Origin of the sequence: Bartonella sp. PS7NMGDW (assembly GCF_042193585.1) — a bacterium.
Classification (GTDB): Bacteria; Pseudomonadota; Alphaproteobacteria; order Rhizobiales; family Rhizobiaceae; genus Bartonella; species Bartonella grahamii.
The window spans coordinates 1-15,271 of record NZ_JBHILX010000019.1; the positions used below are offsets into that span (position 1 = coordinate 1).

Sequence of the window (15,271 nt, forward strand, 5' to 3'; positions counted from 1 at the left end):
GCTCCTTGGCAACAAGATGCAACATCTAAAGCAGATAATACGGATTATGCTTTACTTCATCTTGGCGCTCTTGCTTTATTGGGTGATGTTGAGACCTTACAATCTTATCAGCAAAGCTTTACGGCAGGTGATCACCTAGGCTTTGACGAAAGCATCAACAAAACCCACCTTGAACGTGCATTAGCTTTAGCCAAAGAAGTAGCAAAGGTGAAGCAAGTGAGTTACGCTTTGATTAAACAGGTGGCAGAAAAGCTTGATGATCACTCAGAGCTTTTTAGCGAGGAATAACCTCGCTCTTGGAAGGAGAGTTTATTTAAGTCTATTTAGAACAAAGAATAAATTGATTATTTTGAAAAAATCGAGGGGATTATGAATCATGAAATGGATAAAGAAAAAAAGTATGGGGGCAGCTGAGCCTATGGAATTTAAAGGTCAAAAAGTTTATCAGGAAGATGAACTGTTTGATCCTGAAACAGTTTCTTCTTGGAAAGAAAAAGGACACATAATAACAGGTACAAATGTGGAAAGAATGGCATCAGGAAGAGCTCCTATTGGAGTCGATTGTAGGCCTATTATGTTACATCCTGTGACACAAGAACAAGATAGTCCTCTCGTTGAGGTTCTCTACTCATTTTATCAAGACAAGAGTTTGGTTGCTCATATGAAGCCAAAGACAAATTTTATCAAAAAAGTTATTTGTTGGATTTCAAAAAAAGTCTCCTAAGCAGGAAAAAAAAAGTAATTATTGCAAATATTGGAGTAATGACACTAAAAGGCGCTCTCTAAGCTTTAATGATCATCCCCTTTAATTATATCATATATTGTAAATGCGAGATGATTTTACAGACACAGATGAGAAAAGAGTTCCTTCAAAAAAAGATCTCTTATGATTTTATCAATCTCATCCCAATTCCATTGGCTATGGTAGAGAAATATTGATCATTAGAAACACTCATTATGAGTAAAAACACGCTGTGACTTATGGAGAAAAATTTATGAAAAGTTATACTTTATCAGATGTTGCACAATATATTGATATGCATAGTCATGCTATTAATTTTGGTACTAAAGATAATGCTCCTGATGATGTAAGGATTAAAACAGCTGAGAATACTCTCGATTTACAATTTACCTCTTCCTATAAGGGTTTTTTAAAAAATTATGGAGGAGGAGAAATTGGAGGTGAAGAAATATTCAGTATTTATGAAATCTGCGCAGGTATTCCTGCTGGTGATATTGTTTACCGAAATTTGCTCGATAGAAGAGATGGCTTTACGGACCCCAAACAACTTGTTATCTGCACAACTGATTTTGGTGAAACCTTTTATTTTGATTATACGCAGTTTCGGGATGGAGAGTGCCCGCTCTATCTTAAGTTTCCACTTGACGATCCCCAGTATTACGCAAGTAATTTTTATGAATTTCTCTGCAAAAGAATTAAAGAGTATGCAGGGGAGGATTCATGAAAACCTATACCTTAGATGATGTTGCAGTATTAATTGATAAAGTTAATAAATATAATGATGATATTATCAATTTTCGTACTGAAGAAAATGCGGCTGATAATCTACAGATTGAAAAGGCGGAGAAAGCTCTTAGTTTGAAATTCAACTCTTTTTATAAGATTTTTTTAAAAAAAACTATGGAGGAGGGGAAAAATGAAAAAAATCTTAAAACTATTGAGCTGCATGGCTCTCTTAAGTACAGCTGGATGTCAGTTAGGCAATCCTCCCCCATCGACTTTGGTTTTATGGGAAAAGCCTAGAGCAGATCGGGCTGTAATCGAACAATCACTTTTAAAATGTGGCTGGAAACCGGTTTATGCTTCTTCTAGTGATATGAATTCGTATGCAAGTGAATTTGCTTCAGTATATGAGTGCATGAAAAAAGCAGGCTTTCGATATAAATTGCAGGATTCAAAGGGGATTTATTTTACACAACCTCTGAAAAGTGACTCGTTCCTAACCGATCTCATGATAGCTGGATATCAGCAATTTATGGACAATGATACTTTTGGTCTAAGCAATACGAGAAAGAAGGAACGGGCCATGATAACTCATTTTAAGAATGAAAGAAAACGTCAACAAACAAAAAAATCTTTGCAAAAGCGATCATCAAAGCGTCCTACCCATTCTTAAAGAGTTAGTTGAACAAAAAGCACGAATGATGGAGGGAGTCAAAATAGTGCTCTTCTTTATTCAAGCGGGTGATACGTTGAATCTAGAGGTTGATCAACTCACCAACAAGGCAGTGGTAGGTTCTCTTTCCACTAGTTTTTTAGAGGATGTGCGTTTTAATCAGCCTTACAGAATTCTGGAAGCCGATCCGAAAAATAGAAAAGGTCTTGTGATCAATAAAGGGGCATGTTTTCGCTTTTATCATGGTGGTGAGAATGGGGGCAGGCACCTCTTTTACCGCATTCCAGGGCGTGGAAGGATGACTTTTGACGAAGATCTTGAAGCAGGAAAGGATTATTATATATATCTCATCTTAAAAGATCAGACGAATGAGCTATCCTTTGACCTTTCGCAAAATCCGACAGCTCCTGATGGCTATACAGAGGATAATTCTGAAAAGATTGGTGGATTTCATACGCTATGTGCGGATGTTGGTGAGATTGAAGGTCATCCCTTATCAGGTTATCAAGCGGGGGATATTTTGCCCAATTCTGTTTGGTGTTTAAATCACCGCCCGCGCAGTAGTCCAGAAGGGATGGTTTATGATCTTTCGCAAGATCTTTGGGTTGATATTTATCTTCAATCAGGGACAGGTGTAAATGCAAAGTCGGCATATGGTGTTCCGATTACGATCAATCGTAGCTATGCGGATCATGCATTTGATTTTTGGTCTGTTAGTAAGAGATTTTTGACGAGTGATGAGTTTTCGCCAAGCATGTATGGCAGTAATCAAGCAACCAGTATTGTCGGCAATCAAGCGCCTTCTCCGAAGACGTCTGGAGGACACGTTGATACAAACAATAGACGGATGATTTCGCATATTGGTTGTGAGGATGGTTGCGGTTATGTGTGGCAATATTTGTCTGGTTGTTATCCAGTGACTAAATGGCATACAGGGGAGCAAGGAAGCAGTTTACGTGTAGACATAAATGTTATGTTGGGAGGAGGCGATTGGACTGGTGGCTCTAACAATGATCATCTTGTACGGAACTTTGCGCATTCTCGTTATGTCGAAGATGAAAAAATAGGCGCTCGTGGATGTAGCGACCCACTTTATTATAATTAGTGCGAGATTGATTAGAACATCATTTTATCCAGCCTCACTTTTGTGGGGCTTTTTTTATGGAGCGTCAGATGAGAAAGATATCGAAAGAAGGATTAGAGCTTATCAAACAATGGGAAGGTTTGCGTTTAGAGGTTTTAAGAGATATCATATCAAAAAACGCAATAAAGTCAATATGTTGTTTGCAATTATTTTATATGAATCCACTTAAGAATCCATTCTTTTATGCATGATTCATTTGACCATTTTTGATATAAGATTGCCATGTATGAATAGAGCATAAAAAGCAAATCATGATGTAAAGATTATAACGCATGTGTGTATTCAAATGAAATGAAAAGCTGTTATCATTCATAACAGTTTATAAATTTTATGATACGTTTTTATCACTTAAAAATCGCATTGAAGTTAGTAATATAGACTTTTTTAATTTCGCTAAATTTTTAGCGAAACTATTATAAGCTTATAAGTTTAATTTATAAAATTGCATAAAAAGATTTAAAGACAAAATCATATTTAAAACGCTTTCTAAAAATTTAGAAAACGATAGGCAGGCATTATACAGATCCTATCATCACAACAGATATGAAATTCAAAAAGTTATATCTTATGAAATCAAAAGCCTTTTTAATGAATAAAAGCAAGCTATCAAAAAACGTTTAAAAGTTACATTTAAAGCACAGAGCCCAAATATGGGCTGAGTGAATTTAGTCACCCCAAATTTGGGGCAGCTATTTAGACAAGATAAGCAAGTAAAATTTAAAATCGTTGTAACATCATAAGGTATCGGTTTTTACTTAATTTTGAGTCAAAAGCTGTAATGTTTAAAGAATGCTCTATTCTAAGATAACGCCCCCAAAAATGGACCGGCTAATATTTAAAGAAATTAGGTTTTAATGAAAAGTACAAATACGCTTATGAGAACCTCTTTAAATGCACGTTTAAACGTTTGAAACATAAAATGAGATCTTTATAAGAAACGTTAAAACTTTTTTTTATTACAGTTATAACTTAGTTATCATTTGCTCTTAAGAACGTTTCATTTATGAAAAATGAAGATCTAGATTTCACAGCAGAGCAAAATCTTAAAAACCTTACATTTTATAAAAGCGTTTGTTTGTTTTTCTTATAAAAAGCTGCTTTGAAAACCAATGCTTGCAAGCTAAAAAGAACGTTTTTATAAGACATTCATTTAAGATGCATTTGCTTTTGATTGGATTATTAAAGCTACCGAGCGTTTTGATTTGTTTGATACGTTTGAGAGCAACAAAAAGCGTTTATAGGTTTTCTCATTCAAATGAGTGAGTAAAAATCAAATGCATCATTTACATTCCTTTTGATAAGTTTTCATATCTCTAATAGAGCGCTTGCAATATGATACATTTTGTATATATGCGTTCATTACTCCATTGTGGATGATTCATTTTAATCAATAAAAAACGCTATTTGAAAGCCGCGTCATATCACTTGGCGCGGCTTTTTTTTATTTTACTCTCTCTTTTATGATATGTTTATAGCAATGCATTTTATATGCGTTTATAACCATAAAGAATGCACGCCCCCCATGTCTCTTTTTATTCTGTTTTATCAGTTATATTGACAACATTATCCCTTTCATAAACCTCACAATTTTTTGGAACCAACCTTATTTTGCTTTTTTTATTGATTTTTGCATTGCCATAAGCACGCCCCCAGATCGTTGCACAATATGAGATTTTAGCATTGCCATAAACAGAGCCATAAATCTCACAAGAGCCACTCACACAAGCATTTCCATAAACCTTGCCATAAATTTTAGCACGACCATTAATAACAGCATAATTATAAACTTTTGCATGGCTATAAATGTAAGCAGAGCCAGAAACCTTGGCATGACCATAGACGCGTGCATAACTAAAAACCGTAGCATCATAAGAAACATGCGCATGGTCATAAATATGAGCATCAGCAAGAATGCGGGCACTACCATTCACATGAGCATACCCATAAACATTGCCATAAACATGAGCATTGCTATAGACAAAAGCATGGTCATAAACTTTAGCATATTGAGAGATAAAAGCTTTTCCATAGACCTCAGCATTGCCATAAACTTGACCACAGACTTGAGAAAAATGGCGTATTTTTGCATCATCATACACTCTTGCATGACCATAGACACAAGCCTCATCATACACCCAGCAATTACCATTATGGGATAGGTTAGCTTCCTTTTCAATAAAGCCGCCTAAAGACCCCGCCTTTATATCATCGAAATCTTTTAAAGCTTTAATGCGATAAAGGCTTATAATATTTCGAGTAAGAGCATGTTTGATTTTTTTGATTTCACTGGTTAATTCGTATTTTTTGCACATAGAGATACCCTCACAATTTAATGTGATAAACATTTGATAAAATTTGGAATGGGAAAATTTGAAAGAGGGGCGCCCCCGCCGCGCCCGCGCGTCTTTACGCAGCGTTATTTTCAATAATCTTTACAACGGTATCGTTTTCATAAATTTCACAATCTTCAGGAATTCCATATGCATAATAAAAGTTTTGTTTGACATATGAATAACCATCTCTTTTTAACCTTGCATTGCCATGTACCAAACCTCTAATGGTGTGATAACCAGTCACTTTTGCATTCCCATAAACAGAACCATAGACCTTAACATACCCACCCACGCTAGCATTGCCATAAACCTTGCCATAAATTTTAGCAGCGCCACTGATAACAGCATGATCATAAACTACCGCCTTGCTATGAATACGAGCATTTCCTGATAATTTTGCATTGCCATAAACCCTTGCATATTGATAAACCCACACCTTATCAGAAAGATGCGCATTATCATAAACATGAGCTCCAAAATACACGCGGGTTTTATCATATACATGCGCATTGCCATAAACAAAACCACCAATGGCAGCATTGCCATATATCTTTGCATTTTCATAAACACGACCAGATTTTACAACACAAGCATTATCATAAACCCAGCAATTGCCATCATGAGAAAGGTTATCTTCCTTTTCAATAAAGCCCCCTAAAGTACCTGCTTTAACATCAGCAAAGTCTTTTAATGCTTTAATGCGATAAAGGGTATGATTATTAATTACACGCGTTTCATTTGTGAGTGCAAACTTCTTTTGCATAGCACAATTCCTTTATAGAGATTTAAATTTTTAAATGAGATGTTTAAAGGAGGGCGCCCCCGCCGCGCACGCACGTGTCATTTACGCAGCATCACTTTCATATTCGCTGTCATTATCATCGTCATAATACCCTTCAAAATCAGCATAATACTCATGACGATAATAATCATCTTCGCTACCAAACTCAGGATATGCATCATCACAGATATCTTCATTAGCTGTTAAAGAGGCATTGCTATGAATATATGAAGAACCAGAGATAAGAGCATCACAAATAACGGCATCATCAAAAACACGTGATTCATCACAAATGTAAGCAGAGCCACTTATTTTTGCATTGCCTCCGACATGGGCATCATCACAAATGACAGCATTATCGGAAATATGAGCATGATCAGTGACACGGGCGTTATCATAAATTTGTGCATTGCCTTCAATTACAACGGCGTTGTTAGCATGCGCATTACCAGACAGCTTTGCATTGTCCTTTAATGTCATACCTTCAAAAATAGCATTCCCATAAATTTGAGCATTACCATAGACATCAACAAAAAAGCTTTTTACTTTAGCATTTCCAAAGACGCGTGCATTTTGAAAGACCCGAGCTTTATTATACACCCAGCAATTACCTTCATGAGATAAGTTGCTTTCATTTTCAATATACCCCCCTAAATCGCCTTTTTTGACATCATCAAAATCTCTTAAGGCTCTAATTCGAGTTAAGAAATGACCATCAATATATTCACAATCATCAATAAATTCGTATTTTGGAGATGTTTTTTCTGTATTAACAATAGAATTCATTTTTACACCTATTCGTAAATTAGTTTTCAATTGACACCCTATAAGAGCATCGGGTGCTGAAAACACGGCGAATAGTCCGTTGCTATGCTTTTCCCATAAGGGTATTGTATGGCATAGCTACACCCGACAAAATCACTATATATGCTAATCACAGCATAAAAGATAGTCAGTGTTTTAAAAGAAATGGAAAAGGTTTTTTCGCAACCTATTCGCTATTCGAAAGTGTTTTCATCACTTGGTTATTTATGTAACAAAATACGTATTTATTGTCAATTAATTTATAAACTTTTTTGATATTTTTTCTTATTTTTTAATACGTTGTGTATTGATAATAACTTATGCTTATTAATTGCTTCTTTTATATTTATGTGCTTTTAAAGCTATATTATAAGATTTATAAAACGATTGCGTTATTTTCTGAATCTATACATTTATAATATTTAGAAACGCTCTCATAATGCGTATTTTTATCTTTATAACCTATCAGTTTTTTTACTAAATGGTTTTTAATTTTTTTTGTGAATTTTGTTTATAAGGGGCTCTAATGTAAACAACCTATATTGAACGCACTCTATAAACACAACCTGTAATATATATTTTGTAGGGGTTTTGGGGGTGCTTATACTTTTTTCAAAAATTAGGGAATTAAAAGCGTAAAGTAATATAAGTATTCACAACAAAGCTTTTGAAAACAATAAAGCTATCATTTTAGATTACGGTATAATCTTTTAAAGGCAATGTAAAAGAAGCATATTCACTTTAAGATAGGGTTTCTTAAAAGTCTTAAAGGCAATCCAAAGTACAGTGTTTTAAAAAGTGCAAAGCCTTATCTTTTAGAATAACGCATATAAACTATTCTTTTAAAGATTGTATGTAAGCAATTTATAAAAGGGGCATAGAACCTATAGGTATAAAACCTTATACCCCTTATGAGTTTATCATACCCGTTATATGAGCATGCTTTATAAGTTATTCAGTTTCTCTTAGTTCTAATTTTGGTAAGTTTTTAACGATTTTCATTGTTTCTAAACTTACAGTAATAACCCTTTGAAATAATTCTAGAGGGTAGGCAGGGTTACCAACGGTTTCAACAGCATAACGATTGGCATCATTAACAATGCCACTCTTTTTATCAGTCTTAACACATTGACGCCCCATAACCCATTCAAGAGCGGGTTTACCATTAACGATATACTCACAAGCGTCAAGAGGGATATCTGTCATGATGATATTGCTATTATAAATAACAGTGGTTTTATCCTTTTCTTTACTATCCTTAATTTTTGCGAATTTCATTTCAGTTACATAATAAAACTTTTCTGGATTAAAGATGTCAGTTAATTTTGGATTACCCTTTTTAAAGGTCACTGGATAAGGCTCTACAGTTTCATAATTCACGTGCAAATGACCGAGTTCACGTCCTGCTGTTACAAACTTCCAAAAATCATCGGCACTCTTTACACAAGGAATACGAGGCAATTCTTTGCATAAATTATGTGCATAACGTGTACGATAATCTTTTGAATGGAAAATCCCATAAACGTAATAGAATAAATCATCTTTCGTGATTTTTTCATTAGGATAAGCCGCTTTAAAATGGTCTAACCCTTCATCCGTAATGGCATCACGGCGTTGTAAACCAGCTGTTGTGTTTTCTTCTATAGAATGCGTAAATAAATGGGTTTGTTTTTCACTTTTACTTTTTGAAACCGTAGTATCTTCGTAAATATAAAGTGGAAAACATTGGTTACCACCATCCATCATATTAAGATTAGGCAAATCCTTAGCCATAAATACAGAAAAACCACTCCTTGCTCCTATGCCTGTAATTTGTATCACTCTATTTTCAACCGCTTGTCCTATCGGGAATATACGCGGCATTTGATAGACTGCTTCATTAAAGACGCTATTGTAATAAAGCCATTGTTTTGTAAAAGGGCGATAAAGGCTTTGAGTAAGGCATGTGGCTTCAAATTCTGAAAATTTGCCTCTTAATAATTCTCCTTTAAGAGTACTGCTCCAACTAATTTTTTTACTATCTGAATTTACGAAATTATCTACAGCCTTTTTACGTGTGTTACGGTCAGCATGTGGATAGATCTCATTAAAACATTTCACTTCGCTGTTATAAAAGGTAATCATATTACCCATATTCTTTGCTAAAATTTCACGGCTTGAGTTATATGCCCAAGCATCACGATTGGTTGAAACACCAAGAGAATAAGTTTCAAAGAGTTTTTTATCATGCCCCTTTTTGATACCCATAGCTAAGAATGTTTTGAAACTTTTATCACGTTGATGTATCCAATCACCATGCTTATCTGGTGTAATTATTTTCCAACCTTGTTTACTTCGTGTAATGCCACCAACACTACCAAAGTCTTGAACCATTCCAAGTTTTTTTTCGGTGGAAAGATTATCTCCAATATCATGATAGTAAATTTTACACTCTCCAGAAACATTGGGATTTTTGATAAATAGCGTTACCGCAATACCAGTCATACTACCACTACCAAAAATATTCTCTCCTTCTTGAGAAGCTCCATTGCTTAATATATTTTTGCGGATATCCCCCCGTAAATTAAGCACATAAATACTCGTAAACTCTTTGGCTAAAGATTTTCGTAAACCATCCATTGTTGGCTTTTCTACATAACTAGAACCAGAAACAAAGCCGATTACTCCAGCATTACCAATACGGTCACTAGCCCAGCGAATGGCACGAATATAACTATCATATAACTTTTGCGTACTAGTTGCTTTCGATTGAGCTATATAAGTCTCACGAATGCGGTCATTTAATATCGGATAGGGTGTATTCTTTGCATTATCATTCTCATTTTTTTGTCCTACCGAATAAGGAGGATTGCCAAAGATAACTTTGATATTTAGATTCTTTTGATGTTCTAAATATTCACTGTTTTCTTTGAGTATACCATCTATCAAGTTTTTTTCTTTAAGTGTCTGAAACGTATCAGCCAAACCAATATGCTTAAAGGGAATGTAATCTCCTTTCATAAGACTATGATACGTCGATTCAATGTTAATCGCTGCTATGTAATAGGCAAGTAAAACAATCTCATTGGCGTGGATATCATGACGGAACTTATATTCCATATCCTCTGGTTTGATGAGATTGGATTGTAAAAGCCGCGTGATAAAAGTACCCGTTCCAGTGAAAGGGTCAAGAATAGAAACACCCCGTGACCCCAAGCTTTTGCCAAATTCATTACGCAACACATCATCAACAGAATGAATGATAAAATCAACAACCTCAACGGGCGTATAAACAATCCCAAGCCTATCCGTGGTTTTCTTAAATGCCTTGGCAAAAAAACTTTCATAAAGTTTGATAATAAGATTCTGTTTTGCATGAGTTTCTGTAATACCTGCTGTACAGAACGTGACACTTTTGTAAAATTTATCAAGATCTTTGGTTTTTTCTTCAATGTTCGTTTTATCCAGTTCTCTTAAGATCTTGTCCATTGCTTGCGAAATGGCATTGTTCTGTACAAATTCATTACCGTCAAATAAAGCTTCAAACACGGGACGCGTGACAAGATGTTGCGCTAACATCTCAATCGCTTCCTCTTGCTTGATTTCACTGTTGACGTTGTTCTTTAATTCCTTATGGAATGCATCAAAGGCGTGAAAGGCTTCACTCTTTTCATCGGAAATCATATCTTTAAGATGATTGATATGGTTTTGAGCAATCTCAGCAACATTGTTCGCCCAAATGCCCCAATAATCCGTGATTTTAAAACTATCCAGAAAAATGGCTTTGACAAAATCAAAAAATTCAGAACGGCGGAATAAGTCTTCTTGTCCTCCAGATACCGATTGAGATTTGCTTTCTGCTGTTCCAATGACACGTCCAGAACTTTCTGCTTTTTATGGTATCGAGATCTCATCAACCGTTGTGGTAAGCTCTTTTAATTCATCCTCACGCTTAATCTCTATAATCTCAATCGTATGGCTGCTATCTTGTCCTAAAGACATTTGATTAATTGTCCGAGCAAGCCTTTCATCATGAGAATGTAAAGCGTGCAAAACTTGCCAAACAACACGGTATCTCTTATTGTTTTTTTAAGCCTTTTTGGCTTCTAAGTGTGAAGGAATGATAATGGGTAAAATGATATAGCCCGTTTTCTTATTTGGAGCACGACGCATCACACGCCCTACCGCCTGTATCACATCGACTTGGCTATTACGCGGGTGTAAAAACATGATGGCATCAAGAGCAGGGACATCAATCCCTTCAGACAGACACCGAACATTGCTTAAAATCCGACAAACATTTTGACCCGCATCTTCTTTAAGCCAATCCAGTTCCTCATTGCGTTTTTTGACACTTTGCGTTCCGTCAATATGTCTTACTTCACAGTTTAGAAAGGGAACGGTTTGAAGGAAATCATCAATATGAGATTTGATAATTTTATTAAAGAGCTTTGTTATATATTGAGAGGTATTGATATCTTTGCAAAAAGCTAAAGCACATTGCATGGGCTCTGTATCATCATCATCAACAGCGGCTTGCTTATCTATTTTGGTAAGTGCTCTATAACAGCCAATAATTTTTGCCGCATCATCTAAATCAATTTCACGGTTTTCATTGGCAATAATCTCCTGTATGGCTGGTGTGATATAGGTTTCATTAATGCCTAAGACCACAATCTTGTAAGGGGTTAAAAGTTCATTATCGACAGCTTCTGCGAAGGTATAATGATGAAGTTGTTTGCCATAAAGTGCTTCATCATCCATAGAGGCTAGAACGGCATTGATCTCATCCGCCCGCCTTTTGGCAGTATCACTAAAGATACGCGGCGTTGCTGTCATGTAGAGGCGTTTTTTACCTCGAATAATGCTGTTATCGTGAACCTTGATAAATTCAGATTCATTGTCTTCACTTCCCAATGAAGCCCCAGTTGTTCTATGGGCTTCATCACAAATGATCAGATCAAATTCAGGTAACCCATGGTCTTTTTGGGCATCCGAAAGCACTTGGATAGAATGGTAAGTTGAAAAGATAACCGTCATTGCATCTGCTAGGTTTTCACGCGCTTCTTTGGCAAGGGCTTTTGCATCTGTTGTAGCAGGGAGCACAAGATCTGATGTTTCCATGCCAACAATATCATCTTGGTTTTTACGACGCTTGCCTACTTTTGTATCCGAACACACAGCAAAAGAACGCAAGGGCACTTGTGCATCGGCTGTCCATTCACGGATCGTTTGTGAGACTAAAGCAAGAGAAGGCACCAGAAACAACACACGCTTGCCTTTTCCTGCTATGGTCTCTGCTATCTTCAAACTGGTGAAAGTCTTACCCGTTCCACATGCCATAATCAGCTTGCCACGGTCTGCTTCTTTTAACCCTTCACAGACTTTCTTGATGGCTTCTTCTTGATGGGGACGAGGATCTTTTGTTGATTTAAGAACAATTTCTTTTTTCGTTGCAAATATTTGCCAGTCTATACGACTGTTTTCCATATGACGAAGGTCAATGCGATAAACGGGGATCGCTTGTCCTTTGATCATGGCATTGACATTGTCACTTAATTCCACTTCCGTGGTATCAACGAGAAGACGATATTTAAAGATGTCTTTTCCAGAGGCAGCGATAAAGCTATCAATATCTTTTTTACTGATCTGATGGTCAGCTTTATAAAATTTACATTGAATAGCCACATATCCCTCTTGATGACGAAGCTTTGCCACCAGATCAATGCCGATATCATTTTTATTCCAACCTTCACGCTCTTTAGCCCATTCATAATAGGTTTCTACCTTTTCGTAGCGTCCATAATGAAGAGGGTCTTTCGTCAAATAAGCTATGACAAGGTTTTCAAACAGAGTTCCTAATTCACGGGGTGATTTTGCTTGTTGACGATAATATTCTAACAAAGAGCGTAAAGTGACATGTTCATTATCAGAATTATTAAATTGATGCATATTACAACAGGACTCCGTTTACATATGAGGGGGTTAATTCTTATCAAAAGAATCAAAAAGAAGCTTATTAAATCCATTTTGAATGAATTGAGAAAAAATGCAGAAAAATGCTAAAAAAGCGGATAAATTTTTTCAAAAAGTTTTTTAAACGCTGTTTATCCACAGCCCATGAGAGAGATCAGATCAGCAAAATAGTGAAATTTGCTGTTTATTTTATGGAAAAAGACAAATGAAGCATGTGCTTTTAAAATATCATAATGATTATTTTGATAGATTTTATGAGTCACTAAAATAATCTAGTTTGTTAGTTCAATTTACAGACACAAACTGACAAATATATATTATTGATTGTATTTAAGGTTGTATTATCGATATAGGTTGTATTGTTAAAATGCTAACATATTGAAATATAATGTTTTTAATTTTCTCTCATTTAAAAAAAATAATATAAGAGCTAGAATGAACTGACAAGACTGACAAAACTCTTCTGATAAGGTCACTCAGATCATTTGCTTTTGGAAAAAAGTTCCTTGATGAGAATGCCATAAAAAGAGTTTTGCGTGGTTGTCTTAAAGACTTCAAAAGAGATTTCTTTATTGTTTTATGCTGTTGTTTTTAACCAAAGGATTCCATTCATACCGTCTATCAGGACGCCGACCTAATTCATTCCCCTCTATAGGAAATTCACGAATATAGTTACAACGACATAAAAGCTCTAAAGCTTGCTTAACGGCTCCATTGTCTTTTAAAGATCTCCAACACCGTCTATAGATATCTCTTGCCGTAAAAACATTGGGTAAAAGATCACAGCGCTCTACAATTAATTTTGCACGCTCTGCTGTTAATGTATCATTCGCCGCATAAAGACGTTTTGCATGGCTTATCAGATATTCTTCCCAATATAAGGCTCTCTCAAGGGCATCTCTATTGATTTCAAAACGCCCCCCTTCACTCAATTCAAAAATCAATGCAAGGGTTGGTATGGTTTTATTCATTTTCAAAAGATGCGCTTGTAAACTTGATGAGAAATGACCTCCTTTGATTGTTCTTTGAAAATTTTCCCACCATACACGAAACATTTCTTGAGCTTCAGCAGAAAAGCGTATGGTAATAGGGTGTTTTGGTGATCCTAATGGTTTATCATAAAGAGAACGAAAAATTCCTTGATAACTTTCCCATGCCTTTTGATTGGGAGGTCTATCAACCCATAACCGCTCTTTTCGTTCATCGGGCCACACCAGCATTTGAAATCGTTGCAATAAGCCGTCATTATTTGTTCCATGGTGCATTGCTTGAATAATGGGAATAATCCGTGAAGGTTGAATGCCCCCAATAATGGAAATGGTTGCATTGGGAATAAAAATGGTTCCACGTCCTATACGGTCATAGGTGTATGATTTTTTGCCATTAAAAGCTGTTAGATAAAAAGAACGGTCTGATTGATATTCCTTCCGTTCCAAATCGGATAAAAAACCAGATAATTCATCACGAACCAACAAGAGACCACGGGGGTTTTCTTTTAACAATTCCCCAAGCTTTTCGACGGTCACATCGTTGACAATAAGACGTCGTTTATTAAGCGTGTCATCTTCCTCACTTTCTTTATGTTCAAGAGATTGAGAAAGAAGAGCAAGGGCTTGTTCCTCGTCTTGATCTTTGAGTGCTTTGTAGGCTTGTTTTTTCTTTTCTCTTTTGTCTAATTCAATAAGAATATCTTTTGTTTCTTGCTGTTTTTTCTTCTTTAACCATTCTTGATGCCATTCCTCTTGAAAAACATCAAGAGGTGCTAAAGCAGCTTCCATGGTATCTGTTTTCATAGTTGAAGGTTCCCCCACAATGGCACCCCAGAGATTAGGAACAATTTTCCAATTGGCATGTTGTTTTGGAGAAACCCGCACGCCATTTCCAATGACAGCAGACAATCCACATAAAGCAGAAACAGCAACAAAATCGATAGAAGATTGTTGAATATCAGCAACGTCATAAACATAGTTTATTAATGGTGTTGGAAGCAGGAATATTTTAAAAGGCTCGACGGGTAAGAGAGCCGTAGCAATCGGTTGTAATTGCCCCCAACCATTTTGTTGCAAGGCTTGTTCATAAGAAATGGCTTTTAAACAAGTATTTTCGTTTAAAGAGA

10 protein-coding genes and 2 pseudogenes are annotated in these 15,271 nt (G+C 35.8%); 7 read left to right on the forward strand and 5 right to left on the reverse strand.

The annotated features are described in order from the left end of the window. The 7 genes and pseudogenes from ACFIKJ_RS07945 to ACFIKJ_RS07975 form a co-directional block, all read left to right on the forward strand. A partial coding sequence (locus ACFIKJ_RS07945) for a DUF6990 domain-containing protein (RefSeq protein WP_375670431.1) occupies window positions 1–288 on the forward strand: 288 nt, incomplete at its 5' end. Between the two features lie 88 nt (window positions 289–376). Further along, window positions 377–724 carry an HNH/ENDO VII family nuclease gene (locus ACFIKJ_RS07950; protein WP_375649089.1) on the forward strand — a complete coding sequence of 116 codons (348 nt, stop codon included), beginning with the start codon at window positions 377–379 and terminating at the stop codon, window positions 722–724. 271 nt (window positions 725–995) lie between these two features. After that, entirely contained in the window at window positions 996–1,466 is a 471-nt protein-coding gene (locus ACFIKJ_RS07955) for an SMI1/KNR4 family protein (RefSeq protein ID WP_375649092.1), read from the forward strand. Further along, window positions 1,463–1,765, forward strand: a complete 303-nt coding sequence (locus tag ACFIKJ_RS07960) for a hypothetical protein (RefSeq protein WP_375653808.1) — start codon at window positions 1,463–1,465, stop codon at window positions 1,763–1,765. The genes ACFIKJ_RS07955 and ACFIKJ_RS07960 overlap by 4 nt, the downstream gene beginning before the upstream one ends. Further along, window positions 1,659–2,138, forward strand: coding sequence for a hypothetical protein (locus tag ACFIKJ_RS07965; RefSeq protein ID WP_375626812.1), 480 nt, complete (start codon window positions 1,659–1,661; stop codon window positions 2,136–2,138). The genes ACFIKJ_RS07960 and ACFIKJ_RS07965 overlap by 107 nt, the downstream gene beginning before the upstream one ends. A gap of 46 nt (window positions 2,139–2,184) precedes the next feature. Then, window positions 2,185–3,243 (forward strand): hypothetical protein, encoded by a 1,059-nt coding sequence (locus ACFIKJ_RS07970; protein ID WP_375670432.1) that lies wholly within the window; start codon window positions 2,185–2,187, stop codon window positions 3,241–3,243. Between the two features lie 68 nt (window positions 3,244–3,311). Beyond that, window positions 3,312–3,386: pseudogene (locus tag ACFIKJ_RS07975) on the forward strand (lysozyme); the annotation flags it as partial. Window positions 3,387–4,814: 1,428 nt separating this feature from the next. Here the strand turns inward: ACFIKJ_RS07975 and ACFIKJ_RS07980 are convergent. The 5 genes and pseudogenes from ACFIKJ_RS07980 to ACFIKJ_RS08000 form a co-directional block, all read right to left on the reverse strand. Further along, on the reverse strand, window positions 4,815–5,594 hold the full coding sequence (locus ACFIKJ_RS07980) for a hypothetical protein (protein ID WP_375670433.1): 780 nt from the start codon (window positions 5,592–5,594) through the stop codon (window positions 4,815–4,817). A gap of 94 nt (window positions 5,595–5,688) precedes the next feature. After that, entirely contained in the window at window positions 5,689–6,378 is a 690-nt protein-coding gene (locus ACFIKJ_RS07985) for a hypothetical protein (RefSeq protein ID WP_375670434.1), read from the reverse strand. An 81-nt stretch (window positions 6,379–6,459) separates the two neighbouring features. Continuing rightward, a complete protein-coding gene (locus tag ACFIKJ_RS07990) occupies window positions 6,460–7,182 on the reverse strand; it encodes a hypothetical protein (protein ID WP_375670435.1) in 723 nt (240 codons plus the stop codon). A gap of 969 nt (window positions 7,183–8,151) precedes the next feature. Continuing rightward, window positions 8,152–13,131 (reverse strand): annotated as a pseudogene (locus tag ACFIKJ_RS07995) (DEAD/DEAH box helicase). 593 nt (window positions 13,132–13,724) lie between these two features. Then, window positions 13,725–15,271 (reverse strand): YfjI family protein (locus tag ACFIKJ_RS08000; protein ID WP_375670436.1); only part of this gene is annotated, 1,547 nt, incomplete at its 5' end.

What these genes read in the sequence shown, in the direction of transcription:
- ACFIKJ_RS07950 (WP_375649089.1), top strand. Translation starts at nt 377, where the DNA reads ATGAAATGGATAAAGAAAAAAAGTATGGGGGCAGCTGAGCCTATGGAA.
- ACFIKJ_RS07955 (WP_375649092.1), top strand. Translation starts at nt 996, where the DNA reads ATGAAAAGTTATACTTTATCAGATGTTGCACAATATATTGATATGCAT.
- ACFIKJ_RS07960 (WP_375653808.1), top strand. Translation starts at nt 1,463, where the DNA reads ATGAAAACCTATACCTTAGATGATGTTGCAGTATTAATTGATAAAGTT.
- ACFIKJ_RS07965 (WP_375626812.1), top strand. Translation starts at nt 1,659, where the DNA reads ATGAAAAAAATCTTAAAACTATTGAGCTGCATGGCTCTCTTAAGTACA.
- ACFIKJ_RS07980 (WP_375670433.1), bottom strand. Translation starts at nt 5,594, where the DNA reads ATGTGCAAAAAATACGAATTAACCAGTGAAATCAAAAAAATCAAACAT.
- ACFIKJ_RS07985 (WP_375670434.1), bottom strand. Translation starts at nt 6,378, where the DNA reads ATGCAAAAGAAGTTTGCACTCACAAATGAAACGCGTGTAATTAATAAT.
- ACFIKJ_RS07990 (WP_375670435.1), bottom strand. Translation starts at nt 7,182, where the DNA reads ATGAATTCTATTGTTAATACAGAAAAAACATCTCCAAAATACGAATTT.